The 21,498-nt window shown below is 61.8% G+C and carries 22 protein-coding genes and 1 tRNA gene; 10 read left to right on the top strand and 13 right to left on the bottom strand.

Going from position 1 to position 21,498, the window contains the following annotated elements:
- Positions 1-4 precede the first annotated feature (4 nt).
- From E4633_RS01960 to E4633_RS01930, 7 genes are all read right to left on the bottom strand, one after another.
- On the bottom strand, positions 5-1,138 hold the full coding sequence (locus E4633_RS01960) for an ABC transporter permease (RefSeq protein ID WP_135868592.1): 1,134 nt from the start codon (positions 1,136-1,138) through the stop codon (positions 5-7).
- A complete protein-coding gene (locus E4633_RS01955; protein WP_135868591.1) occupies positions 1,135-2,091 on the bottom strand; it encodes an ABC transporter ATP-binding protein in 957 nt (318 codons plus the stop codon). Before E4633_RS01955 ends, E4633_RS01960 begins: the two co-directional genes overlap by 4 nt.
- Positions 2,088-3,032, bottom strand: coding sequence for an ABC transporter ATP-binding protein (locus E4633_RS01950; protein ID WP_135868590.1), 945 nt, complete (start codon positions 3,030-3,032; stop codon positions 2,088-2,090). Before E4633_RS01950 ends, E4633_RS01955 begins: the two co-directional genes overlap by 4 nt.
- A 1-nt stretch (position 3,033) precedes the next feature.
- Positions 3,034-4,026, bottom strand: a complete 993-nt coding sequence (locus E4633_RS01945) for an HlyD family secretion protein (RefSeq protein ID WP_135868589.1) — start codon at positions 4,024-4,026, stop codon at positions 3,034-3,036.
- A gap of 15 nt (positions 4,027-4,041) precedes the next feature.
- A complete protein-coding gene (locus E4633_RS01940; protein ID WP_135868588.1) occupies positions 4,042-5,382 on the bottom strand; it encodes a TolC family protein in 1,341 nt (446 codons plus the stop codon).
- A 23-nt stretch (positions 5,383-5,405) separates the two neighbouring features.
- Positions 5,406-6,032 (bottom strand): TetR/AcrR family transcriptional regulator, encoded by a 627-nt coding sequence (locus tag E4633_RS01935; RefSeq protein ID WP_135868587.1) that lies wholly within the window; start codon positions 6,030-6,032, stop codon positions 5,406-5,408.
- 304 nt (positions 6,033-6,336) lie between these two features.
- Positions 6,337-6,412 (bottom strand) — tRNA-Asn (locus tag E4633_RS01930).
- 295 nt (positions 6,413-6,707) lie between these two features.
- Between E4633_RS01930 and E4633_RS01925 the strand changes: the two genes are divergently transcribed.
- From E4633_RS01925 to E4633_RS01910, 4 genes are all read left to right on the top strand, one after another.
- Entirely contained in the window at positions 6,708-7,337 is a 630-nt protein-coding gene (locus E4633_RS01925; RefSeq protein WP_162604923.1) for a cation transporter, read from the top strand.
- 155 nt (positions 7,338-7,492) lie between these two features.
- Entirely contained in the window at positions 7,493-7,921 is a 429-nt protein-coding gene (gene mscL, locus E4633_RS01920; protein WP_135868585.1) for a large conductance mechanosensitive channel protein MscL, read from the top strand.
- A 42-nt stretch (positions 7,922-7,963) separates the two neighbouring features.
- Positions 7,964-9,238: an OmpA family protein gene (locus tag E4633_RS01915; protein ID WP_135868584.1), complete on the top strand. Its 1,275-nt coding sequence runs from the start codon at positions 7,964-7,966 to the stop codon at positions 9,236-9,238.
- A 296-nt stretch (positions 9,239-9,534) separates the two neighbouring features.
- Positions 9,535-10,899, top strand: a complete 1,365-nt coding sequence (locus tag E4633_RS01910) for an OmpA family protein (protein ID WP_135868583.1) — start codon at positions 9,535-9,537, stop codon at positions 10,897-10,899.
- A gap of 113 nt (positions 10,900-11,012) precedes the next feature.
- Here E4633_RS01910 and E4633_RS01905 read toward each other — a convergent pair whose 3' ends face one another.
- From E4633_RS01905 to E4633_RS01880, 6 genes are all read right to left on the bottom strand, one after another.
- A complete protein-coding gene (locus tag E4633_RS01905; protein WP_135868582.1) occupies positions 11,013-11,666 on the bottom strand; it encodes a hypothetical protein in 654 nt (217 codons plus the stop codon).
- Between the two features lie 88 nt (positions 11,667-11,754).
- Positions 11,755-12,336, bottom strand: coding sequence for a putative metallopeptidase (locus E4633_RS01900; protein WP_135868581.1), 582 nt, complete (start codon positions 12,334-12,336; stop codon positions 11,755-11,757).
- The gene (locus E4633_RS01895) at positions 12,333-12,632 is read right to left on the bottom strand and encodes a cytochrome C (RefSeq protein ID WP_135868580.1); all 300 of its coding nucleotides are present in this window, start codon (positions 12,630-12,632) and stop codon (positions 12,333-12,335) included. The genes E4633_RS01900 and E4633_RS01895 overlap by 4 nt, the downstream gene beginning before the upstream one ends.
- Before the next feature lie 223 nt (positions 12,633-12,855).
- On the bottom strand, positions 12,856-13,620 hold the full coding sequence (locus E4633_RS01890; protein ID WP_407925444.1) for an acyl-CoA dehydratase activase: 765 nt from the start codon (positions 13,618-13,620) through the stop codon (positions 12,856-12,858).
- 152 nt (positions 13,621-13,772) lie between these two features.
- A complete protein-coding gene (locus E4633_RS01885) occupies positions 13,773-14,756 on the bottom strand; it encodes a 2-hydroxyacyl-CoA dehydratase family protein (RefSeq protein ID WP_135868578.1) in 984 nt (327 codons plus the stop codon).
- A 5-nt stretch (positions 14,757-14,761) separates the two neighbouring features.
- Positions 14,762-15,100 (bottom strand): hypothetical protein, encoded by a 339-nt coding sequence (locus E4633_RS01880; protein ID WP_135868577.1) that lies wholly within the window; start codon positions 15,098-15,100, stop codon positions 14,762-14,764.
- Positions 15,101-15,250: 150 nt separating this feature from the next.
- Here E4633_RS01880 and gcvT point away from each other — a divergent pair, with 150 nt between their 5' ends.
- From gcvT to lipA, 6 genes are all read left to right on the top strand, one after another.
- Positions 15,251-16,342 carry a glycine cleavage system aminomethyltransferase GcvT gene (gcvT, locus tag E4633_RS01875; protein WP_135868576.1) on the top strand — a complete coding sequence of 364 codons (1,092 nt, stop codon included), beginning with the start codon at positions 15,251-15,253 and terminating at the stop codon, positions 16,340-16,342.
- An 81-nt stretch (positions 16,343-16,423) separates the two neighbouring features.
- Positions 16,424-16,795 (top strand): glycine cleavage system protein GcvH, encoded by a 372-nt coding sequence (gene gcvH, locus E4633_RS01870; protein ID WP_135868575.1) that lies wholly within the window; start codon positions 16,424-16,426, stop codon positions 16,793-16,795.
- 2 nt (positions 16,796-16,797) lie between these two features.
- Complete coding sequence (gene gcvPA / locus E4633_RS01865; RefSeq protein ID WP_135868574.1) at positions 16,798-18,135, top strand: aminomethyl-transferring glycine dehydrogenase subunit GcvPA; 1,338 nt, start codon at positions 16,798-16,800, stop codon at positions 18,133-18,135.
- Positions 18,126-19,565 carry an aminomethyl-transferring glycine dehydrogenase subunit GcvPB gene (gene gcvPB, locus E4633_RS01860; protein WP_135868573.1) on the top strand — a complete coding sequence of 480 codons (1,440 nt, stop codon included), beginning with the start codon at positions 18,126-18,128 and terminating at the stop codon, positions 19,563-19,565. The genes gcvPA and gcvPB overlap by 10 nt, the downstream gene beginning before the upstream one ends.
- Positions 19,566-19,846: 281 nt before the next feature.
- Positions 19,847-20,593: a lipoate--protein ligase family protein gene (locus E4633_RS01855; protein WP_135869556.1), complete on the top strand. Its 747-nt coding sequence runs from the start codon at positions 19,847-19,849 to the stop codon at positions 20,591-20,593.
- The gene (gene lipA, locus E4633_RS01850) at positions 20,593-21,489 is read left to right on the top strand and encodes a lipoyl synthase (RefSeq protein WP_135868572.1); all 897 of its coding nucleotides are present in this window, start codon (positions 20,593-20,595) and stop codon (positions 21,487-21,489) included. Before E4633_RS01855 ends, lipA begins: the two co-directional genes overlap by 1 nt.
- Positions 21,490-21,498 lie beyond the last annotated feature (9 nt).

The raw sequence follows: 21,498 nt of genomic DNA, 5'->3' as shown, positions 1-21,498 counted from the left end.
CCCCTTAGGTCAGCTTCTTGCGGAAGATGCGCGTCGCCGCAAGCCCCAAAATGGCGGCGAAGAGCGCAAGCCCGAAAAAGTCCTGCCACATGTTGAAGACCGACGACCCCTTCAAAAAGACGTTTCGCAGGATGGCCATGTAGTAGCGGGCCGGCACGATGTGGGTGATCCCCTGCACCACCGCCGGCATCTGGTCGATGGGGTAGACGAACCCGGAGAGGAGAAAGGCCGGCAGGAAGGTGGCGATGAGCGAGATCTGGCTCGCCGCGAGCTGGGTCTTCGCGACCACGGAGAAGAAGTAGCCAAGCGACAGCACCACGGTGAGAAAGAGGGTGGTGCTCAGCAAAAAGACCCAGATGTGCCCGCGGAAGGGGACCTCAAACCACCACACCGCCATGATCGCGCAGACGCTGGTGTCGATGAGGCCGATGGCGACGTAGGGGAGGAGCTTGCCGAGCATGATCTCCAAGGGGGTCACCGGCGTGGAGATGAGCTGCTCCATGGTGCCTCGCTCCCACTCGCGCGCGACGGTGAGCGAGGTGAGGAAGGTCCCCACCACCGCCATGACCATGGCGACCACACCGGGGACGATGGTCACCATGCTCTCCAGGTTCTCGTTGAACCAGGTTCGGGAGTCGACGCTCAAGGGGGCGCGCACGCTTCCCTGTCCGCGGGCGCGCAACCAATCGAGCTGTAGCTTTTGTGAGTGCGCCTGCGCCACCGCCTCGGTGTAGCTCATGCCAAGGCTCGCGCTGTTGCTGTCGGTGCCGTCGAAGATCGCCTGGATGCGCACCTGTTCTCCGGAGCCGAGCCTTGCCGAGAAGTCGGGGGGGATCACGAGGCCGATCTGGCAGGTTCCGGCGTCGACGGCGTGCACCAGTTCCGGGTAGTTTCCGACCGAGCGCACCACGTTGAAGTAGCGGGAGGACTCGAAGCGCTTCAGGAAGTCACGGGAGGCCTGGCTCTGTTCCCGGTCGAAGACGTAGACCGGTATGTGCTTCGTGTCGAAGCTGACGCCGTAGCCGAAGGCGAAGAGCATCACGATGGGCATCGCGATGACGATGCCGATGCTGCGGGCGTCGCGCCGGATCTGGATCATCTCCTTGCGCGCCATGGCGCACAGCCGGTTCCAGTTCATGCCTGCTCCTTTTCCCTGCGCCCTTTGAGGCTCGTGAGCGAGACGAAGACGTCCTCGAGGGTCGGGCGGATCCGCTCGATGCGGGAGACGGAGATGCCGCGCTCCCCGAGATAATTCCGCACCTCCGGGATGGCCCTCTCGGCGTCGGGCACGACGAGGTGAAGCGCATGTCCGAATATGGCGGCGTCGGTTACCCCCGGTGCATCCTGCAGCGCTTCGAGCGCCTTCCCCACTTGGTCGCATTCGACGAGGAGCAACTCCCCCTCCATGCTCTTAAGCTTCAGCTCCAGCGGCGAGCCGGAGGCGACGATCCTGCCGCGGTCGATGAGCACGAGCCGGTTGCAGTACTCCGCCTCGTCCATGTAGTGCGTGGTCACGAAGACGGTCACCCCTTCGTCCGCCATGCGGTGGATCAGCTCCCAGAAAAGGCGGCGCGAGATGGGATCGACGCCGGAGGTCGGCTCGTCGAGAAAGACGATGGGTGGACGGTGCAGCACGGCGCAGCCAAGGGCCAGGCGCTGCTTCCACCCGGCGGCGAGCGTCCCGGTGAGGAGGTGCTCCCGGCCGGTGAGTCCCGCCATGTCGACGGCCCAGGCGATGCGCTCGGCCGCCTCGCCCTGGTTCACCCCGTACATCCCGGCGAAGAAGCGGAGGTTCTCGATCACCTTCAGGTCGTTGTATAGAGAGAATTTCTGCGACATGTAGCCGATATTCTGGCGCACCCGTTCCGGTTCGCGCGCGACGTCGACCCCGGCGACGAGCGCCTTCCCCGAGGTGGGGTGCAGGAGTCCGCAGAGTATCCTGATGGTGGTGGATTTCCCGGCACCGTTCGGGCCGAGAAAACCGAAGATCTCGCCGCGCGAGGCCTCGAAGGAGATGTTGTCGACCGCGGTGAAGTCGCCGAAGCGTTTCACGAGGTCCTGCACCACGACCGCCTGGGGCTGACCGTTCATGGCCTCTCCCCCTTCTTCTTTTGCACCGCCTCCACGAAGAGGTCCTCGATGCTGGGCGCGACCTCCTCGACGGAATCGACCTTGAGCCCCGCCGCGGCGATGCGGGAACGCAGTTCCGGGATCAGGCGCTCGGGCTCCCTGACGACCAGGTGCAGCCCGTCACCTACGATCATCATGGTAGAGATCCCTTCCATGCCGGAGATGAGCTCCTTCACCGGACGCGGTTCGGCGCAGACGATCGAGACAACGGCGCCGTCGAGGTTCCCCTTCAGGTTCTCGGGCGTGTCGCAAAAGAGCATGCGCCCCTCGTGCAAGAGGGCCACGCGATGGCAGCGTTCCGCCTCGTCCAGATAGGCGGTGCTGGTGAGGATGGTGACTCCCTGGTCGAGGAGCGTGTAGAGGATGCGCCAGAAGTCGCGGCGCGACACCGGGTCGACCCCGTTGGTCGGCTCATCGAGGAGGATCACTTCCGGGGTGTGGATGAGGGCGCAGACGAGCCCCAGCTTCTGCTTCATGCCGCCGGAGAGTTTCCCCGCGAGCCGCGAGCGGAACTCCGCCATCCCCGCCGCCCGTAACAGTTCCGCCGCGCGCGTCTCCCTCTCGGAGCGCGGTACACCGAAGAGGTCGGCGTAGAAGCGGATGTTCTCGTCCACGGTGAGTTCTTCGTAAAGTCCGAAGCGCTGCGGCATGTAACTTATGTGCTGCTTGGCCCCCTCCGGGTCGCGCGTCATGTCGTAGCCCGCCACGCGGGCGCTACCCGTGTCGGGGGCGAGGACGCCGGCCAGCATGCGCATTGTGGTCGTCTTGCCGGCGCCGTCCGGGCCGACGAGGCCGAAGATCTCGCCGCGCGCGACCTTGAAGCTGAGCCCGTCCACGGCGCGGACGTCGGGAAAGGACTTGGTGAGCCCGTCGAGCTCTATGGTGAAATCGTCGGCGCCCATGTCACCTGGCCGCCGCGTCGAGGAGCGCGTCCGCAGGCATGCCCGGCTTCAGCTCGTGCGCCTGGTTTTCCAGGTCGATCTTGATGCGGTACACGAGAGTGACCCGCTCCTTGTGCGTCTCGACGCTCTTCGGGGTGAACTCCGCCTGCGAGGAGATGAAGGAGATGCGCCCCTTGTAGCTCTTGCCGGGATAGGTGTCCGTTTTCACCGTGGCGGCCTGTCCGAGTTTGACCCGCCCAAGGTCGGTCTCGCTCAGGTAACCGCGCAGCCAGAGGTGGTCGAGATCGGCGATGGTGACTACCGGCGTGCCGGCAGATACCACCTCGCCAAGTTCCGCGTGCCGCACCAGCACGACGCCGGAGATGGGTGCCTTGAGCGTCGCGTAGCCGAGCTTGATGCGCGACATTTCGAGTGCCTGCTCGGCCGTGCGGACCCCGGCCCGGTTGATGTCGACCTGCTCCCTGCGCACCCCTTCCTTGACCTGGTCGTAGTTCTGTTTCGCCCGCTCAAGCGCGGCGCTGCTTCGCTTCAGCGCGGCCGCCGCGGTATCCCGCACCTGGGCCGAAACCTCGTCCTTCTCGTAGAGCGCCTGGTAGCGCGCGAGATCGTGCTTTTTCAGCTCGAAGTCGGCCTGGGCGTCGAGCACCGACTGGTGGGCTGCCTGCTTCTCCTGGGGACGGCTGCCTGCCGTGGCAAGCCCCAGTTCGGCGCGCCGGGTGCCGAGGTTCGCCTCGTCGATGCGTAACTGCTGCTGGTAGTCCCCCTGGTCCAACCTGGCGACGACCTCCCCGGCCCGGACCAGTTGCCCCTCCTCGACGGGGAGCTCGGCCACGCGCCCCGGCACCTTGAAGCCGACCACGCTCTCGTGCGCCTCGATGTTGCCGGAAAGGGTGATGGTGTTGGCGTCGGCCCGGTTCCGGTTGCGGCTGACGAAGAAGACGGCCGCGGCGACGGCCGCTGCCAGGATGACGATCGGGATCAGTTTACGTTTCATCGGTTCATGTCCTCGTTATGGTTCGATGCCCAGGAAGAGCCGGTACGCCTTTTCGGTGTCACCCAGGGCGCGGGCGAGTGCGATCTTCGCCTCGACGTGCTGCGCTAGTGCGTTCAGCTCGTTGTCCCGCGCCCGCGCCAGTGCGTCCTGCGCCGTCACCACCTCGATGTTGTTGGCGATGCCGTTTTTGAAGCGGTCGCTCGCGTACTGCAGTTCCTTCTCGGCGAGGGTGAGCCCTTGCCGGGCGGTCAGCACCTGGTCTGTAGCGGAGTTCAGGTTTAAAAGCGCCTCGCGGATATCCTGCTCCACCCCGAGCTTCAGGTCGGCGATCTGCTCGTCGTTCCGCGTGATCCGGCTGTCGAGCTCCAGGCGCTCACCCTTGCGGTCGTGGTCGAAGAGGTTCATCACCATGTTCACCTGGATCATGCCGGAGGGGTCGAGCTTGCTCATCTCCTGGCCGCTCGTGCCGTAGTTGCCGCTCAGGACGATCCTCGGGAGGTAGCGCGAGCGCGACGCCTTCATCTGCTCCTCGAGTGAGGCGCGCTGGGCGAAAAGGGCGCGGTAATCGGGGCGGCTCTCGAGTGCCGCCTGCACCGCCTGCTCGATCTGCGGCCCCTCCAGCCTCTTGAAGGCGAGCGCGTCGGTGAGGGCGATGGGGGTGCCGAGATCGAGACCGACGCCGCGGGCAAGGGAGAGACGGGCGAGTTCCGCGTTGTTGCGGGTGACGAGGAGGTACTGGCGGTCGTTGGCAAGCTGCACCTGGGCGCGCAGCACGTCGAGCCCGTCGGCGACTCCTGCGGTGCGCTGGTCGGAGGCGAGTTTTTCCAGCACCTCCGAGGTCTCCACCCGGCTCTTGGCAGTCCCGACCCGCGCCTCGGCATACGCCGCGTTGATGTACTGTACGGCGACCTGGCGGATCACCTGGCTGCGCATGTCCCGGTAATCAAGCTGTCTTGCCTTTTGCTCCTGCTCGGCCGCCTTTATGGCGTGGTAGCTCTGCAGGTCGAGGATGTTCTGGTCCGCGTAGATGCGGAAGTCGTAGCTCGTGAAGGGACCGACCACGGCGGGGGCGTTGGGGAGGGTGATCCCTTGCGCGCTGAGGTTCCTTGTCTGCCATGCGAATGGGGTCTCCAGGCGCAGGTGTGGCAGGTAGTTGGCGAGCCTGCGTTCGCGCGTCCCCTCGGCTTCGTCCGCGCGTGTCTTCGCGAGCAGCGCGTTAAGGTTCCTGTCGAGTCCCCGGGTGATCGCCTGGTCCAGCGACAGGGGCAGGGGAGGGGGGCTCTCGGCGTGCGCGGCCTCGGCAGCCGACCAGAGCGCCAGGGAGACGGCCAACACTTTCACGATCTTTGCAGTCATGGCATATCCTTTGTTGCCTGTCGCTACTTGGGCAGGACTCCGTTCACGAACAGTTCGATGCTTCTTTTCATGCTCTCCTCCAGCGGGTCGACCGGAGCGAGAGACCAGGTGATCATGGTACCGAAGATCATGCGCTGGAACCCCTGGGCTATGTCGAAAGGGGAGAGGTCGTTGCGCAACTCCCCACGCTCCTGGCGGTGGCCGACCATCAGCGCGAGCTGTTGCACGTTGCCTTCGATTGCCTCCGCCATCCGTTTTTGTACTGTGTCGCTCGCAAACACCGCGGTCAGCAGGCTTTGGATCAGGCCCGGGCTCTGCCCCTGCTCGATGGTCAGCGTGAGGGCGAGCTCCAGCAGCAACGGGGCAAGCGGTCGGTCCGACTCGCGGTTTGCCGCCACGAAAGCGGCCACCCTTTCCATCTGCAGCTCGCGGTAGTTGAGGAGCACGCTTTCCTTGTTTTCGAAATAGTTGAAGAAGGTACCCTTGCCGACGTCGGCGGCGGCGGTGATCGCCTCGATGGTGGTGGCGTTGAAGCCGCGCTCGGCGAAGAGTTTGAGCGCGGCCCGGAATATCTTCTCCCTGGTCTGCTCGCTCCTCTTGGCCCTGCGCCCGGGCTGGGCCGGGGGCACCTGTTCCACATTGTCAGTCATTGTGGTCTCCTTTTTTAAAAGTGACCATTGGTCAGAAATGACTGTAGGTCATGTTATGCTCTTTGTCAAGCAATAGGACAGATTCGCAGTGAGGTTGAGGCCTAGAGGTGGAAGTTGGGAATACGCGTGGCATCTGGAAGAGCAGGTGAGAACAAGAAGAAAGAAGAAACCTGAGCGGTGTGATAGTGCGTGGAGAGAAGCGCTTTTTCGCACAGGCCGGGAGGTGAGAGGAGTAAACGGATGGCGTTGCCAGTCAGAAAACGAAAAGGGCTTACAGTGATTAGCTGTAAGCCCTTGAATTTGGTGGCTCCCGAGGTAGGACTCGAACCTACGACACACGGATTAACAGTCCGCTGATCTACCGACTGATCTACTCGGGAATATTGGGTTCTTCGCCCTGTGCCGCGAAGAGATTACGTGTATAGCATAGTGGTTTTTGGCTGTCAATAATATTTCTGCTGCTCTTTCGGTCCAACCGGCAACTTTTTTTGAATACAACAAACACCTCTCTGGGAGCCACGGCGAAAGGGCTGGTTGCATAGCATGACTCTCCAGGATGATCCAAATAGTATCGAGGAAGTGAGCCGCACCACCTGTTGACTTCCTGCGGACCAACAAGATATATTCAGGTTCTGTTATGCTTCCCCAACGATGACGATTTTCAGAAGGATTTCCATGACCTCGCAAACAGACAGACTCTACCGCACCGCAGCTATCCTCGCCCTGATCACCATTTTCTACAACATCCTTGAAGGGGTCGTGTCGGCGTGGTTCGGCTTCGAGGACGAATCCCTGGCGCTTTTCGGCTTCGGATTGGACTCGTTCGTAGAGGTCGTCTCCGGTGCCGGGATCTTGCACATGGTGCGTCGCCAGAGGGACAATCCGGATCGAAATCCGGACGAGTTTGAGCAACGGGCACTCAGGATCACCGGTTTAAGCTTCTACGTCCTGGCTGTCGGGCTTCTCGTCACCGCCGCCTACGATACGCTCCACCTGCATGCTCCTACCACCACCTTCTGGGGGGTGGTAGTTTCCTGCGTCTCCATCGCCTCGATGTGGCTGCTGATCCGGGAGAAGGTAAAGGTCGGCCACGCTCTTGGTTCCCCGGCCATACTTGCAGACGCCGCCTGCACCCGCGTCTGCCTCCTCCTCTCCGTGATCCTGCTCGTCTCAAGCGTAGGCTACCAACTAACCGGTATCGGTTGGCTCGACTCGGCCGGCGCCTTAGGGATTGGCTGGTTTTGCTTCAAGGAGGGAAAGGAAGCCTTCGACAAGGCGAGAGGCATCCCATGCTCATGCAGTTGAAGCAACTCAGGTTAGCCGGTGGCTAACCCCGCTCCAGAGTTCTTGACAGTACATTGTCAGAAAAAAGATGGCCCCTCTTGCAGGTCATGAGAAAGGGTGTTACCCTTTTTAATGTGTAATCTGATGCTTTTGTTTTAACAAAAGGGGGGCACTATATGGTTGAGGAGTTCAAGAAGTTTGCGCTTAAGGGAAACGTCCTTGATCTCGCAGTGGCGGTTGTCATCGGCGCGGCCTTCGGCAAGATCGTCAGTTCTTTCGTTGCAGACATCATAACTCCCCCCATCGGAAAGCTTCTGGGCAACATGGATTTCTCCTCCCTGTTCCTAAACCTCTCCTCCACGCCGGTCCGCTCCGTTGCGGAAGCAAAGGCTGCCGGTGTCCCCGTGATCGCCTATGGCCTTTTCCTGAACGCCATTTTCGATTTTGTCATCATCGCTTTCGCCCTTTTTCTCGTTGTGCGCCAGATAAACAGGATGATGCCGGCTCCTCCTCCCCCGGTGACCACCAAGGAGTGCCCTCACTGCTGCACGATGATACCGGTGAAAGCTACCCGCTGCCCCAACTGCACATCTAACCAGGACTGACGCTTTAGCCGGCGTTGCCTGGAAATACCAAGGAGGTACCTGATGAAAAAAACTTTGCTGCTTCTTCTTGCTCCGGCTTTGATGCTGGGTGTCCACACTGAGGCCCGTGCCGCGGTCAAAGCGGAATCTTTCTCCCTGTCTCCCTACGTTGGCGGCTTCACCTTCATCGGTAAAGAGCACCTGGAGACGATGCCTGTTTACGGTCTGCGCGCCGGCTACAACTTCACCAAGAGCCTAGGCCTGGAGGCTGTCTTCGATTACGGCAGCACTGAGGGCAAGAAAAACAGCGGCATAGCGGATGGCGTGGACGTGTACAACTACCACCTCGACGCCCTGTACCACTTCATGCCGGACTCCCAGTTCGTTCCATATGTCGCCGCGGGCTTTGGCGGGCAGTCGAGGAATTATCCCGGACCTGCGCACACCGATCGTACCTCCTTCAACTACGGCCTGGGCGCCAAATACTTCCTGAGCGACGCGATGGCCCTTAGGGGGGATGTGCGCCACCTGGTGCTCAGGGATGACGGAGAGGCGTTCCACAACCTGGAATACACTGTGGGAATGGACTTCATCTTCGGCGGTGTCAAAGAAGCCCCTGCTCCTGTAGCAGCCCCGGCTCCTGCCCCTGCACCCGCTCCTGTGGTCGTGCCTCCGCCCCCGGCGGCGCCTACCGACCGATTGACCATCTCCCCGGCTTCGGTCACCAAGGGAGAGATGGCAACCCTTTCCTGGAACTCGGAAAACGCTACCAAGTGCGTCATCGAGCCGGGGATCGGTCCGGTACCGGTTTCCGGGACCATGACCGTGACTCCGGACTCGACGGTGTCCTACAGTCTCGTTTGCGACGGGGCCGGCGGCACCGCCAAGAGCCTTGCCAAAGTAGACGTGGTCGCTCCGCCGCCTGCACCTGCACCGGCCCCTGTCGTCGTGCCCCCGCCGGTCGTGGCTCCCGCGCCGGAACCGGCCAAGCTGTGCAAGCCAACGGTGATCAACATCCACTTCGATACCAACAAGTCCGATATCAAGCCGCAGTATCATGACGAACTGAAGGCGCTGGCCGACTTCCTCAAGGAATTCCCCAAAGCCAAAGGGACTATAGAAGGCCACACCGACAACGTAGGGGACAAGGCGGCCAACATGAAGCTCTCGCAGCGCAGGGCGGAGAGCGTGCGCAACTACCTGATCAAGAATTTCGACATCGCTCCGGATAGGGTTAAGGCCGTTGGCTACGGCCCGACCAAACCGGCAGCCAGCAACAAGAGCGCGGCAGGAAAGCAGCAGAACCGCCGCATCGAGTCCAACTTCCGCTGCGAATAGACAACAGCGGTTGAGCACGCAAAAGGGCGCCCCTTGCCGGCAGGGGGCGCCTTTTTCTATTGGCTTAATAATCGCGGATCTGATGGAAGAGCAACATACGCAAACAAGCAGAGGAACGGTCGAGAGGGCATGTAAGGCAGGAGAAAACGGCGTCTTCAGACAGAGCCCCGTCAGGAGTCTGTGCAGGGGCTTGGTTGCACGTCGCGCAAAGGGTGATAGCCTATCCCATGTCTTTTTCCGGGTGTGAAATAGAGGAGGAAGGCGAAATCAAAGCCTAACAACATAGGAGGTGTCAGATGAAAAAGTACCTGCTTTTTGTTCTGGTTCCAGCGCTGTTGTTCACCATGCTTCCAAAGGCTCACGCAGAAGTGAAGGCTGAAAGTTTTTCGCTCTCCCCCTACATCGGCGGTTACACCTTCATAGGCAAGGAGCACCTGGAGACGATGCCGGTCTACGGCCTGCGCGCGGGGTACAACTTCACGCGGCATTTTGGCCTTGAGGCGGTCTTCGACTACATCTCGACGGAAGGAAAGCGCAACAGCGGAATCGGCGATGTCGACGCCTACAACTACCACCTCGACATGCTCTACCACTTCATGCCGGAGGCGCGGCTTGTTCCCTATGTCGCCGCCGGCTTTGGCGGACACTCAAGGGAGTACGAGGGAGGCGACGACGTGTCGCGTCCCGCCTTCAATTACGGAGTCGGTGCGAAGTACTTCCTGACCGAGGCTATGGCCCTCAGGGGGGATGTACGGCACCTGATCCTGAGGGACGATGGTGAGACGTACCACAACCTCGAGTACACCGTAGGGGTGGACTTCATTTTTGGTGGGGTAAAAGAGGCCCCTGCCGCCGCCGAGGCGGCTCCGGCTCCGGTCGCCGAGGAACCTCCGCTCGAGCCGGTACCCGCCGCCGAGCCCGCACCGGGACACTACAAGTACTGCGTCACCCTGCACGGCGAATATGACATCAACCGGGCGGCGGTCCGTCCTGAGGACAAGGACGAGATCGCGGTGGTCGGCGAATTCATGAAGAAATATCCCACCACGACCGCGGTCCTTGAAGGGCACACCGACAACGTCGGTGCTCCGGAGTACAACCTGGAGCTCTCCAAGCGTCGGGCCGAGGCGGTCGTCGATTCCCTCGTCAAAAACTACGGCATCGACCGCTCACGGCTCGAGGCCCGAGGCTACGGCATGTCACGTCCGGTGGCGTCAAACGCGACGGACGAAGGGCGTCAGGCCAATCGCCGCGTCGAGGCCATCATCGACTGTGCCTTCGACGTGAAAGAGGTCAAGCCTCCCGAGCGGCTCTGCATGGGACTCGTTGTCGACTTCGATACCGCCAAGGCGGACATCAAGCCGCAGTACCGGGACGAACTGGCTAAGGTTGCCGACTACATGAAGAAGTACCCGACCACGACGGCGGTCATCGAAGGGCACACCGACAACGTTGGTGGCTACGACTACAACATGAAGCTCTCGCTCGAGCGTGCCGAGAACACGGTGCGCTACCTCGTGGACAACTTCGGCATCGAGAAGAGCCGGCTTTCCGCGAAGGGGTACGGCTACACGCGGCGCATCGCCTACAACAACACTGCCGAGGGGCGGGCCAAGAACCGCAGGATCAACGCGGTCATCGACTGCGTGGTGAAGAAATGAGTTCGGGTGGAAAAATCTGAAACCGGAGCGAAATAAGAAAAGGGGAAGCCGTAGGTGGCTTCCCCTTTTTCTTTTGTCTCGGGCGACCCGGATCTTGATCTTCGCAGCTCCCCTTAGCCGATCTCCTTGGTGATCAGGCGCTGCACTGCGCGGAGCATCTCGTCGACATCGGCGGTGTGATAGCGTTCTCCCTGTCCGCTGATGAAGTCGGCCTTCATGTAGCACCAGTCCTTCACCCGCTGGTAGGTTCCCACCTGGTAGGCCTTCGCCTGGTAAAGCGCCTCGTTCATCTCCTCGGTGCTGCCGGCCGGAATCCCCTTGCTGCCGCAGATGAGCATCAGGAATTGTTCAAGGAGAACCGAGGCGAGGATGCAGGCCGTGTGTTTGTCCCCGCGTTTCAGGAAGTCGGAGGTCCTTCCGCTCAGGTACTCCAACACGGCATGGTCCAGGAAAAGCCGGACCTCGGTGAGTCCCCCCTGCTCGAACTCGGCCCTCGCCGACTGCACGATGGCGCGGCAGTTGTCGAAGCTTTCCTTGTAGGTGATGTTGATGATCTTCGCGTAGATGGACTGGAAGTTGCGGTAATAGGCGCTTTCCTCGCCGAAGACCTGCTGCAAAAGGCTCAGGGCGGAGTTGGCCCAATCCTGGAAAAGCTTGGAGTCGACGGTGGCGGCGATGTCGTTTATGAGCTGCGAGGAACTGACCTTTTTGGCCTTTTCCGCGAGTTCGTCGAATTTCCTGCTGATGGTGTAATCGAGCTTCAGCATGCGGTCTTGCTCCCCTTGGGGTCTGCGGTCCTGTATACGCCCCATAACTTATAGTTTTGACGGAGAAAAGTCAACGGGCGATGCCCGGTTATGCCGGGGAGACGCTGATGCGGGGAGCCTGCAGCCTGCGCCCCACGATGGCGCTGTGCCGGGAGCGGAGCGCAGCCAGGTCCCCCTCCAGAAAGGCGAGCCCGCTGCGGTCCGGGGTAGCCTCCAGGTAGCGGTCGACCAACTGCCCCATGAAAAGGTTGTAGCTTCTGGTGGAAGAGCCGTGCGCGTAGTTCCTGCCGGGAAAACGGCGGATATCGCCGTCGCATGCGGGGGAGATGTGGTACAGCTCGTGGAAGATGGTGATCAGCTTCTCCCGGAACGGGAGCTCGAGAAAGCGGGGGACCAGGAAGTAGATGACGTAGAGCATCTCTTCGCCGCGGTGGGTGATGCTCGGCATGGTGCACAGTACGCTGCGCCGGCCGCGCCGCGCCTTGACGGAGCGCTCCCCCCCCTCAAAGCGCAGGGGGTGGATCTTCGCGAGGCTGCCGCCGCGGCTGGCCCTGCCGCTGGAGACGCAGACCAGGAGCCTCTCCGGGGCGATGTGTTGCAGCTCCGGGGTGCGGGCGACTATATCGCGGATCAGCCGCTCCAGCTCCCCGGTCAGGTTCAACGTGGTCATTGCACTCCGGACAGTTTCAGTTTGTGGCAGAAGAGGCAGCGCATCGGTCCGTCCTTGGGTTTAACCGGGTGCTTGGCCGGGAACGGGATGCCGCCGGGTTCGGTGTTGTGGCAGGCAGGGCAACCCTTGTCCGCTTCCATCTTGCTGCCGGACTTTTTGAACAGCTCGTAGGACGGTTTGTGGGCATCGTCGAGGGGGACCCGCTTGGTCTTCTCCTCGCCGGAAATGAGATAAAAAACGAGAAAAACGACGGCTACCAGGCCGATGAAGATCATGTCTTTCTTGCCGATACGCATGTACCCTCCGGGGATTGAATGTAGCGGCGAGGTTAAACGGGCCGCTTCGAAAATTCAAGCAAAAAACCAACGGCCTAACGCAAAGACGCAAAGCCGCGGAGACGCAAAGAGAATCTTTTGAAGGGTTTTAAATCCCAAGGCTTTTAGATGCTTTCTTAGCGTCTTGGCGCCTTCGCGTCTTTGCGTTAAGTCTTTGGAGCCTTTGAAGCATTTAAAGCGTGACTCAGCCGTTCGAGGCGCAGCCGATGGCCCCGTTGTGCTGGGGATGTTTCGGGATGATGATCTCCATGCCGCACTGTGCCCGCAAAAGGGTGATCATGGCACCGTTCAGGGCAACCCCACCGGTGATGACCAGGGTGTCGGATGGGAAGCGCTTCAACATCGGCATGACCCGCTTCACCAGGGTGAGGTTCACCCCGGCGCACAGCCGCGCTACCGGGTAACCGCGGAGGATCTGGCCGATCAACTCGCTCTCGCCGAAGATGCCGCAGGTCGCGTCCAGCGCCACCGGCTCGTCGCAGTGTGAGGAGAGCTCATCGAGGCTCACCTCGAGGACCGATGCCATGTTCTCCAGGTAGCGACCGCTCGAGGCGGCGCACTTGTCGTTCATGACGAAGTCGGTGAGGCGACCCGCCACCACCTGGGCGACCTTGGTGTCCTGCCCACCCATGTCGAGCAGGGTGAAATCGGCAAGCCCCGTCTGGTTGCGCGCCCCGGCAACGTGCGCCTTTATCTCCGAGATGACGCGCGCCCCGTGCAGGTTGATGCTGTTTCTGCCGTAGCCGGTCACCGTGATCTGCGCCTCGGCAAGTTCGTCTGCGCTGAAGATGCCGCTTCCTTCAAGGTCCAGCGAGAGCTCATCGTCGACGATGCGGCCGTACTTCTTGTAAAAGGCAATGGTATCGAGATCGGCGAGGCGCAGGATCTCGCCGCCGCGCATGAGCGCGAACTTTGCCTTCCTGCTTCCCAGATCAATTCCTATTCTCAAAGCTTCTGACACCTGAACGCATCTCCTGTCACTATCTGCTGGGCCACTCTATCTGAGTTGAACGGCCGTCTCTTTTCTCGTCCCCGTTTGCTTGCCAATTCGGGACGTCATTGTATATTTGGTCACGGACTTGCCATTGCTGGAGGTCCGCTTCAGTTTCGATCCTCGAGTAATTCCAGAAAACCTTCCAGCCTGATCTTCGTCCTTGCGTCGACGTTGCCGGGCTTGTCACCCTCCAGCGTCAGTATCGGGAGCTTGATGCTCTTTCTGAGCACCATGTCCTCGATCTGCCTGAAGCAGAAGGACTGCACATAGTGGATCACCCCGTCCACCTTCCTCTTTTGCAGCTCACCGCTGATGTCGCCGATGCGGTGAAAGATATCGTAGGGGTAGCTGTAGGCGCGGTACTGCTCCACCAGATCCTCTATGCCGTAAGGCATGCTGAACTGCCGCTGAGTCTCGTTGAAAACGACCCTCGCGCCGATTTCCTCGAGGAAGTCGTAGAGCCCGGAGACGATGGGGGGGACGCCGAGGAAGGCCAGCCTGATGGGCTCCTTTCTTTCGGGCCGCTGCACCGCCTTGGCCAGGAAGGCATCAACCTCGGCCTCGAAGGCGTCGAGGTCGCCGTTCATGTCGGAGGTGCAGACCTGGAAGTAGTGGTTCTCCTCGCCGGTGACCCGGTTCTCCTGCCAGGTAAGGCGGTCGATCTCATGCACCTTGACCCTGATCCGGTCCAGACGCTTCTTGGCGGCGTTGACCTCGTCCCAACCGACGCCGAAATAAGACATGAGCTTCTCGATCTCGGCCTTGAGCGGGGCTGCCTCCCGGGTGCCGGGGTAGGCAAAGGGGTAGACGCGCACGCCGTTTAGCGAGAGCACCTCCATGAGGGCCTTCGTGTAGCTGCAGTCCCCTTCAGTCACGGCGACCATCTCGGTGATGCCGCTTGCGACCACGGAGCCGTAGATACCCTTGATCCAGGCGCATACGTTTCTGGGGAAGCCGGTCAGCTCGGCATCTTCTATCAGCGAGGCTTTTTCGGGATGGGTGATGAAGATGTTGTTCAGGTCGATGGGGGCCACCCCCGCCGCGACCAGGACTTCCAGCGGAATGGTGGTGGTAAAGCCTACTCTGCGCAAAAGGTCTACTCCGTCTTGATGAAGAATAAATATATGAGGAACGCGCCGATGGCGAGCCCGCCGAAGGCGAAGGGAAGGGTCGTGGAAAGGTTCAGCGCGTCCCCTTCCGCCGGCATGGTGTAGTGGACCAGGAGCAGCAGAGAACAACTGGTGAACAACGCGGCGAGCACGAACTTCGATTTGCGGACCACGGCATAGAAGGTGACGATCAGGAAGCCGAAGACGAACCAGGGGTTCGCGAGCGCGCTCTTCACGGTCAGGTGCCGCATGAAATCAACGAGATTTGCTGTTTCAAAGGGCGTGAGTTTTACGGCAAGGTCGTGTAAGAAGGCTGTTTTGTCCATTTCCTCTCCTAGCTCCGCTAGATTATATGCATATCGGGTAATTTGGCAAGAAGTTAAACAGTTAGTGCCTCCGGTGGTCCTGAGGTGCCCTTAACGCATCAACCGAGGCTGCTCGAACCTAAAATACGGACTTTAGAAAGGAGCTCACCCATGGGAGATCTCAAGTCGACCCCGCTGCGCGCAGTTCACGAGGGCCTGAAGGCGCTCATGGCCCCCTTCGGGGGATGGCTCATGCCGATCCAGTATGAAGGGATCATCGCGGAGCACAGGTGGTGCCGGGAGAAGGCGGCCCTTTTCGACATCTGCCACATGGGCGAGTTCCTCTACAAAGGGGACATCGTCGCGGACGGGCTGGAAGGGGTTTTCACCTTTTCAGTAAAGACGATCCCGGTCGGACGCTCGCGCTACGGCTTCCTCTTGAACGAGGATGGAGGCGTGGTCGACGATCTCATCGTCTTCCGGCTTGCCGAGGATGAGGCGATGATCGTGGTGAACGCGGCGACCACAGGCAACGACTTTTCCGTGATCCGCTCCCGCCTGAAAAACCCCGCCGTGCTGACCGACATCTCTTCCCGGACCGGCAAGGTCGACCTGCAGGGCCCGCTGTCACGCGAGATCATGGTCCGTCACTTCGGGCCGCAGATCCTGGACATCCCGTTCTTCAAATTCATCAGGACCCGCATCCTCGATGAGGACGCCATCGTGAGCCGCACCGGGTACACCGGCGAGTTAGGCTACGAGATTTTCTTTCCCGCCGACAAGGTGGCCCGGCTTTGGGAGATCCTGCTGCAGGAGCCCGATGTAGCACCGGCGGGGCTCGGGGCACGCGACCTGTTGCGCCTGGAGATGGGGTACTCCCTTTACGGCAGCGACCTCGACGAGGGGATCACGCCGCTTACCGCCGGCCTTTACTCTTTCGTGAACATGGACAAGGAGTTCGTCGGCAAGGGGGCGCTGCAGCGCGAGCTGGCGCAGGGCTCCCCCCTGGCGAAGGTCGCCTTTCGGGTCGATTCTCGGCGCGCCCCGCGCCACCATTACGAGATCCTGCACGAAGGGGAAAAGGTGGGAAGCGTCACGAGCGGCGCCTTCTCCCCGATGCTTTCCTGCGGCATCGGTCTCGGGCTCGTGAAACCATCGGTTGCCCCCCTGGGGACGAGGCTCGTCATCCGTCACGAGCGGGTGGAGATGGAGGCGGAGGTGGTCGAGCTTCCCTTTTACACGGGCGGGTCGTTGAGGGCGTAGGTCGCAGCCGGTGCGATAACTCCCCACTCCCCTTGCGGGAGAGGGGAGGCAAATATAACGTCAGCAAAACGGAGGGACACCATGGCAAAGTTCTTCACGAAGGAGCACGAGTGGGTCGAGTTGGCGGGTGGGCAGGCCACGGTGGGGATCAGCGAGCACGCCGCGCACGAACTGGGCGACATCACCTACGTCGAGCTGCCCAAGATCGGCAGGAGCGTGAAGCAGTTCGACACCCTCGCCGGGATCGAATCGGTGAAGGCGGCAAGCGACATCTACGCGCCGATATCCGGCAAGGTGGTCGAGGTGAACCAGGCGCTCGACGAGGCTCCGGAACTGGTGAACCAGGGGGCGGAAGCCCAGGGCTGGATCTGCAAGCTCGAAGGGGTGGACGAAGGGGAGCTTGCCGCCCTCATGGACTCCGCCACCTATAGCACATACCTGAAAGGACTCTAGCGATGGGATACTGTCCGAACACGCCGGATGACATCCGGGAGATGCTCGCCGTGATCGGCGCGGGGAGTGTCGAGGAGCTTTTCTCGTCCATACCCGCCGGGCTCAGGGCGAGATCCTTCGATCTTCCCCCCGGGATGTCGGAGCTGGAACTCACGCGCCACATGAAGGAGAAGGCGGCCGCCTGCGGCGCCGACGTCGTCCCCTTCATCGGCGGCGGCATCTACGACCATTTCATCCCCGCCGCCGTCGATCATCTCGCCTCGCGCGCCGAGTTTTACACCGCCTACACGCCGTACCAGCCCGAGTGCGCGCAGGGAACCCTGCAGGCGCTCTACGAATACCAGAGCACCATCTGCCGCCTGACCGGGATGGAGGCCTCCAACGCCTCGCTTTACGACGGCGGCACCGCGGTCGCCGAGGCGGCCCTCATGTCGCTGCGCATAACGGAGCGGCACAAGGTGATCCTTGACGCAAGCGTGAACCCGCTGCACCGCGAAATCGTGACGGGATACCTGCACGGCCTCTCCGCGGAAGCGGTGCAGGTGGAGCCGAAGGGTTGCGCCTCGGACCTCGACCGCCTCATGGCCTCCATCGACGGAGAAACCGCCGCGGTAATCGTGCAAAGCCCCGACTTCTTCGGCAACGTCCAGGATTTCCGCGCGCTGGCGCAGAAGGCGCACGAGCACGAGGCGCTCCTCATCGTCTCCTGCTACCCGATCGCACTCGGGCTCGTAGCGAGCCCCGGGGAGATGGGGGCGGACATCGCGGTCGGCGAGGGGCAGAGCCTCGGTAACCCGGTCTCCTTCGGCGGTCCCTACTTCGGCTTTATCGCCACCAGGAAGCGTTTCATCCGCAACCTCCCCGGACGCATCGTGGGGGAAACCATCGACCACCAGGCCCGGCGCGGCTTCGTCCTCACCCTGCAGGCGCGCGAGCAGCACATAAAAAGGCACAAGGCGACCTCCAACATCTGCAGCAACCAGAGCCTGTGCGCCCTGCGCGGCCTGATCTTCTGCGCGGCGCTCGGCAAAAAAGGGTTCGAGGAGCTTGCCCTTTTGAATTACGACAAGGCGCAGTACGCGAAGTCGGTGCTCGCCTCGGTGAAGGGGGTGGATCTTCTGACCGGCGGCGCCACCTTCAACGAGTTCACCTTGTCCCTTCCCAGGGACGCCTCCGAAGTGGTACAAAGGATCCTCGAAAAAGGGGTGGCGGCGGGCGTCCCGCTCGGCCGGTACTACCAGGGGATGGAAAAGGCGCTGCTGGTCACCGTCACCGAAAAGCGGAGCAAGGATGAGATCGACCGCCTGGCGGTCCTGCTCGAGGAGGCGCTATGGAGCTGATATTCGAGAAATCCGTCTCCGGTCGTTGCGGTGTCCGGGTCCCGTTGAGCGACGTTCCCAAGGCGACCCCCCTTTCCGAAGCGCTCAGGCGACAGGAGCCGGTACGCCTTCCCGAGGTGAGCGAGCTCGACCTGGTGCGGCACTACACCAACCTTTCGCGCAGGAACTTCTCCGTGGACACCAACTTCTATCCGCTTGGTTCCTGCACCATGAAATACAACAGCAAGGTGAACGAGGATGTGGGGGCGCTCTTCGCGGGGTGTCACCCGGTGCTGGCCCTCATTCCCGGCGGTGAGAGCCTGGTGCAGGGGCCCCTCTCCCTCATCCATGGACTGGAGCGCCAACTAGCCGAGATCACCGGGATGGACGAGGTGACCACCCAGCCGCTTGCCGGCGCCCACGGCGAGATGACCGGCATCATGGTGATCGCCGCCTACCATAAGGCGCGAGGCGACAACAAACGGAAGTACGTCATCGTCCCCGATTCCTCCCACGGCACCAACCCGGCAAGCGCCGCCATGGCGGGCTACGAGATCGTCACCGTCCCGACCGCCCCCTACGGCGACATGGACCTCGACCTCTACCGGAAGGCGATGAACGAAGAGGTGGCGGCGGTGATGCTCACCTGCCCGAACACGCTTGGGCTCTTCAACCCGCACATCGCCGAGATCTGCGCCATAGCCCACGAGGCGGGTGCGCTCACCTACTACGACGGCGCGAACCTGAACGCGATCCTCGGCAAGGTCCGCCCCGGCGACGTCGGCTTCGATGTCATCCACGTGAACCTGCACAAGACCTTCAGCACGCCGCACGGAGGAGGAGGGCCGGGGAGCGGGCCGATCGGGGTGCGCGGGGACTTGGTGCGTTACCTTCCTACCCCCAGGGTGGTGCGCCGGAAGGACGGCGTCTTCGCCGTCGAGGACCATCCCGAGGGGATCGGGCGTGTCTCCGACTTCTTCGGAAACTTCGGGATCATGGTGCGCGCCTATGCCTACATAACCATGCTGGGGCGCGAGGGGCTCATCGAGGTGAGCGAGCAGGCGGTGCTGAATGCCAACTACATGATGGCGCGGCTCAAGGAGGAGTACGAGCTCCCCTTCGACCAGACCTGCATGCATGAATGCGTCTTTTCGGCGAGCCGCCAGGTGGAGCACGGCGTGCACGCCATCGACGTGGCGAAGTACCTGGTCGATCGCGGCTTCCATCCCCCCACGGTCTATTTCCCGCTCAACGTGAAAGAGGCGATCATGATCGAGCCGACCGAGACCGAGAGCAGGCAGACCATGGACGCCTTCATCGAGGTGATGCTCGAGGCGGCAAGGCTTGCGAGGGAAAACCCCGAGCGGCTGCACGAGGCCCCGGTGACGACTCCGGTAGGGCGCCTGGACGAGACCCGGGCGGCAAAGGCACAGCAGGTTTGTTGCGAGTGATAAAAAGCTCAACGCAAAGACGCGGAGCCGCCAAGGCGCAAAGGAAACCTTTCGATATCTTCCCGTACACTCTCCCAAAGGGCGGGTGAGGGCGTTGCCACGAAGCGAGGAGATAACATGTGCCGAGTTGAAAGGTTTGCCTGTTTTTCCCCTGTTTCAGTTTTCTTTGCGTCTCCGCGGTTTTGCGTCTTTGCGTTAAGTTTGTGAGGTTTTAATTGATATCAGAAACCAAGACTACATGGCGACTCATCGATACCGGCCCACTGGACGGCCCGGGTAACATGGCCCTGGACGAGGCGCTTCTCAACTGTTTCCAGAAGGACCCGACGCGTCCGGTACTGCGTCTTTACGGCTGGAACCCCGTCGCACTTTCCGTCGGGCGCTTCCAGGACGCGGCCGCGGCGCTCGACCTCGAGCTCTGCCGGGAAGAAGGCGTCCCGGTGGTGCGCCGCATGACCGGCGGCGGCATCATCTACCACGCTGCCGAGGTCACTTACAGCATCGTCTGCGCCCCCGACCACCTGGGGAGCTCCGGGGTGAAGGAAGGCTTCCGAAAACTCTGCGGATTCCTGCTCGGCACCTACGAACGACTGGGACTCGATGCCCGCTTCGCCGTAGACCTGAACCCCTCCGAGGAACGCCTCGGCGAGCGGACCGCCTTCTGCTTCGCCGGGAAGGAGGAGTTCGACGTGGTGGTGAACGACCGCAAGATCGGCGGCAACGCCCAGCGCAGGCTCTCGGGCGCCATCCTGCAACACGGCTCCATTCCGCTGGAAAGCAGGGTGCAGGAGGGGCTGCGTTTCCTGAAGGAACCGGCCCCGGGGGCGACACGCTCGGTGAGCCTCGCGGAGCTTGGGCGAATGCCGGAACCGGAGGAACTGAAAAAACTCCTCGTGGCATCGTTTAAGGAGCGCCTGGGCGTTGAGCTTACGGCGCAAGGGCTTACCCCTGAAGAGGCCGTCGTGGCGAAAAAGCTTGAGGAGCACAAGTACCGTTGCCGGCAGTGGACCCTCGAGGGACGCTGCTGATGCAGGAGAATAGGGACAGGGTGGAAGCGGTGGATCAGTTGCGAAAGCCGGAATGGCTGCAGAAGAAGATTACTCCGGCGGCCCACGCGGAGATGGAAGGGCTCTTGAAGGAGCTAAACCTGAACACGGTCTGCCAGCAGGCGCGCTGCCCGAACATAACGGAGTGCTTCCGCCAGCGGCAGGCGACCTTCCTGATCCTAGGGCGCGCCTGCACGAGGCTTTGTTCCTTCTGCTCCGTCTCGAAGGAAACGCCGCTTCCCGCGGAACAGGGGGAGCCGGCCGCGGTGGCCGAGGCGGTCTGCCGCCTGAAACTCTCCCACGTCGTCATCACGAGCCCCACCCGCGATGATCTCCCGGACGGCGGTGCCCGCCATTACGCCGAGACCGTTGCGGAAATCCGCAAGGCCTCCCCGGCGACCAAAATAGAACTGTTGATACCTGACCTGCGCGGCGATCTGGAGGACCTCAAGGTGGTGCTGGCAAGCGAGCCGGACATCCTCGGGCACAACCTGGAGACCGTTCCCCGGCTTTACGCGATCCGCTCCGGTGCCGATTATCAAAGGTCCCTGAAACTGCTGGCCGATGCGCACCGGCTGAGGCCGGATCTTAAGACGAAGTCGGGGCTCATGCTCGGGCTTGGCGAGGAGGAAGACGAACTTCTCGCCGTCTTCGAGGACCTGGTTGCCGCGGGTTGCAGCTATTTGAGCCTTGGTCAGTATCTCGCCCCCAGCCGGCAGCATTACCCGGTGCAGCGTTTCGTCGAGCCGGAACGCTTCGAGATGCTGAAGGAAAAGGCGCTTCTGGCCGGCCTCTCGCATGTCGAAAGCGCCCCCTACGTGCGCAGTTCCTACCTCGCCGAACGTTATCTCGCCGCCACTCCATCACCTTCCCGCTGAGGGGCAACG

It is taken from the genome of Geomonas terrae (assembly GCF_004791675.1).
Lineage (GTDB): Bacteria > Desulfobacterota > Desulfuromonadia > Geobacterales > Geobacteraceae > Geomonas > Geomonas edaphica.
This window is presented reverse-complemented; position numbering and strand designations above follow the sequence as displayed.

Bases quoted from the DNA above. Each gene is read 5' to 3' on its own strand.
- E4633_RS01960 (WP_135868592.1), bottom strand. From the start codon at position 1,138: ATGAACTGGAACCGGCTGTGCGCCATGGCGCGCAAGGAGATGATCCAG.
- E4633_RS01955 (WP_135868591.1), bottom strand. From the start codon at position 2,091: ATGAACGGTCAGCCCCAGGCGGTCGTGGTGCAGGACCTCGTGAAACGC.
- E4633_RS01950 (WP_135868590.1), bottom strand. From the start codon at position 3,032: ATGGGCGCCGACGATTTCACCATAGAGCTCGACGGGCTCACCAAGTCC.
- E4633_RS01945 (WP_135868589.1), bottom strand. From the start codon at position 4,026: ATGAAACGTAAACTGATCCCGATCGTCATCCTGGCAGCGGCCGTCGCC.
- E4633_RS01940 (WP_135868588.1), bottom strand. From the start codon at position 5,382: ATGACTGCAAAGATCGTGAAAGTGTTGGCCGTCTCCCTGGCGCTCTGG.
- E4633_RS01935 (WP_135868587.1), bottom strand. From the start codon at position 6,032: ATGACTGACAATGTGGAACAGGTGCCCCCGGCCCAGCCCGGGCGCAGG.
- E4633_RS01925 (WP_162604923.1), top strand. From the start codon at position 6,708: ATGACCTCGCAAACAGACAGACTCTACCGCACCGCAGCTATCCTCGCC.
- mscL (WP_135868585.1), top strand. From the start codon at position 7,493: ATGGTTGAGGAGTTCAAGAAGTTTGCGCTTAAGGGAAACGTCCTTGAT.
- E4633_RS01915 (WP_135868584.1), top strand. From the start codon at position 7,964: ATGAAAAAAACTTTGCTGCTTCTTCTTGCTCCGGCTTTGATGCTGGGT.
- E4633_RS01910 (WP_135868583.1), top strand. From the start codon at position 9,535: ATGAAAAAGTACCTGCTTTTTGTTCTGGTTCCAGCGCTGTTGTTCACC.
- E4633_RS01905 (WP_135868582.1), bottom strand. From the start codon at position 11,666: ATGCTGAAGCTCGATTACACCATCAGCAGGAAATTCGACGAACTCGCG.
- E4633_RS01900 (WP_135868581.1), bottom strand. From the start codon at position 12,336: ATGACCACGTTGAACCTGACCGGGGAGCTGGAGCGGCTGATCCGCGAT.
- E4633_RS01895 (WP_135868580.1), bottom strand. From the start codon at position 12,632: ATGCGTATCGGCAAGAAAGACATGATCTTCATCGGCCTGGTAGCCGTC.
- E4633_RS01880 (WP_135868577.1), bottom strand. From the start codon at position 15,100: ATGGACAAAACAGCCTTCTTACACGACCTTGCCGTAAAACTCACGCCC.
- gcvT (WP_135868576.1), top strand. From the start codon at position 15,251: ATGGGAGATCTCAAGTCGACCCCGCTGCGCGCAGTTCACGAGGGCCTG.
- gcvH (WP_135868575.1), top strand. From the start codon at position 16,424: ATGGCAAAGTTCTTCACGAAGGAGCACGAGTGGGTCGAGTTGGCGGGT.
- gcvPA (WP_135868574.1), top strand. From the start codon at position 16,798: ATGGGATACTGTCCGAACACGCCGGATGACATCCGGGAGATGCTCGCC.
- gcvPB (WP_135868573.1), top strand. From the start codon at position 18,126: ATGGAGCTGATATTCGAGAAATCCGTCTCCGGTCGTTGCGGTGTCCGG.
- E4633_RS01855 (WP_135869556.1), top strand. From the start codon at position 19,847: ATGGCCCTGGACGAGGCGCTTCTCAACTGTTTCCAGAAGGACCCGACG.
- lipA (WP_135868572.1), top strand. From the start codon at position 20,593: ATGCAGGAGAATAGGGACAGGGTGGAAGCGGTGGATCAGTTGCGAAAG.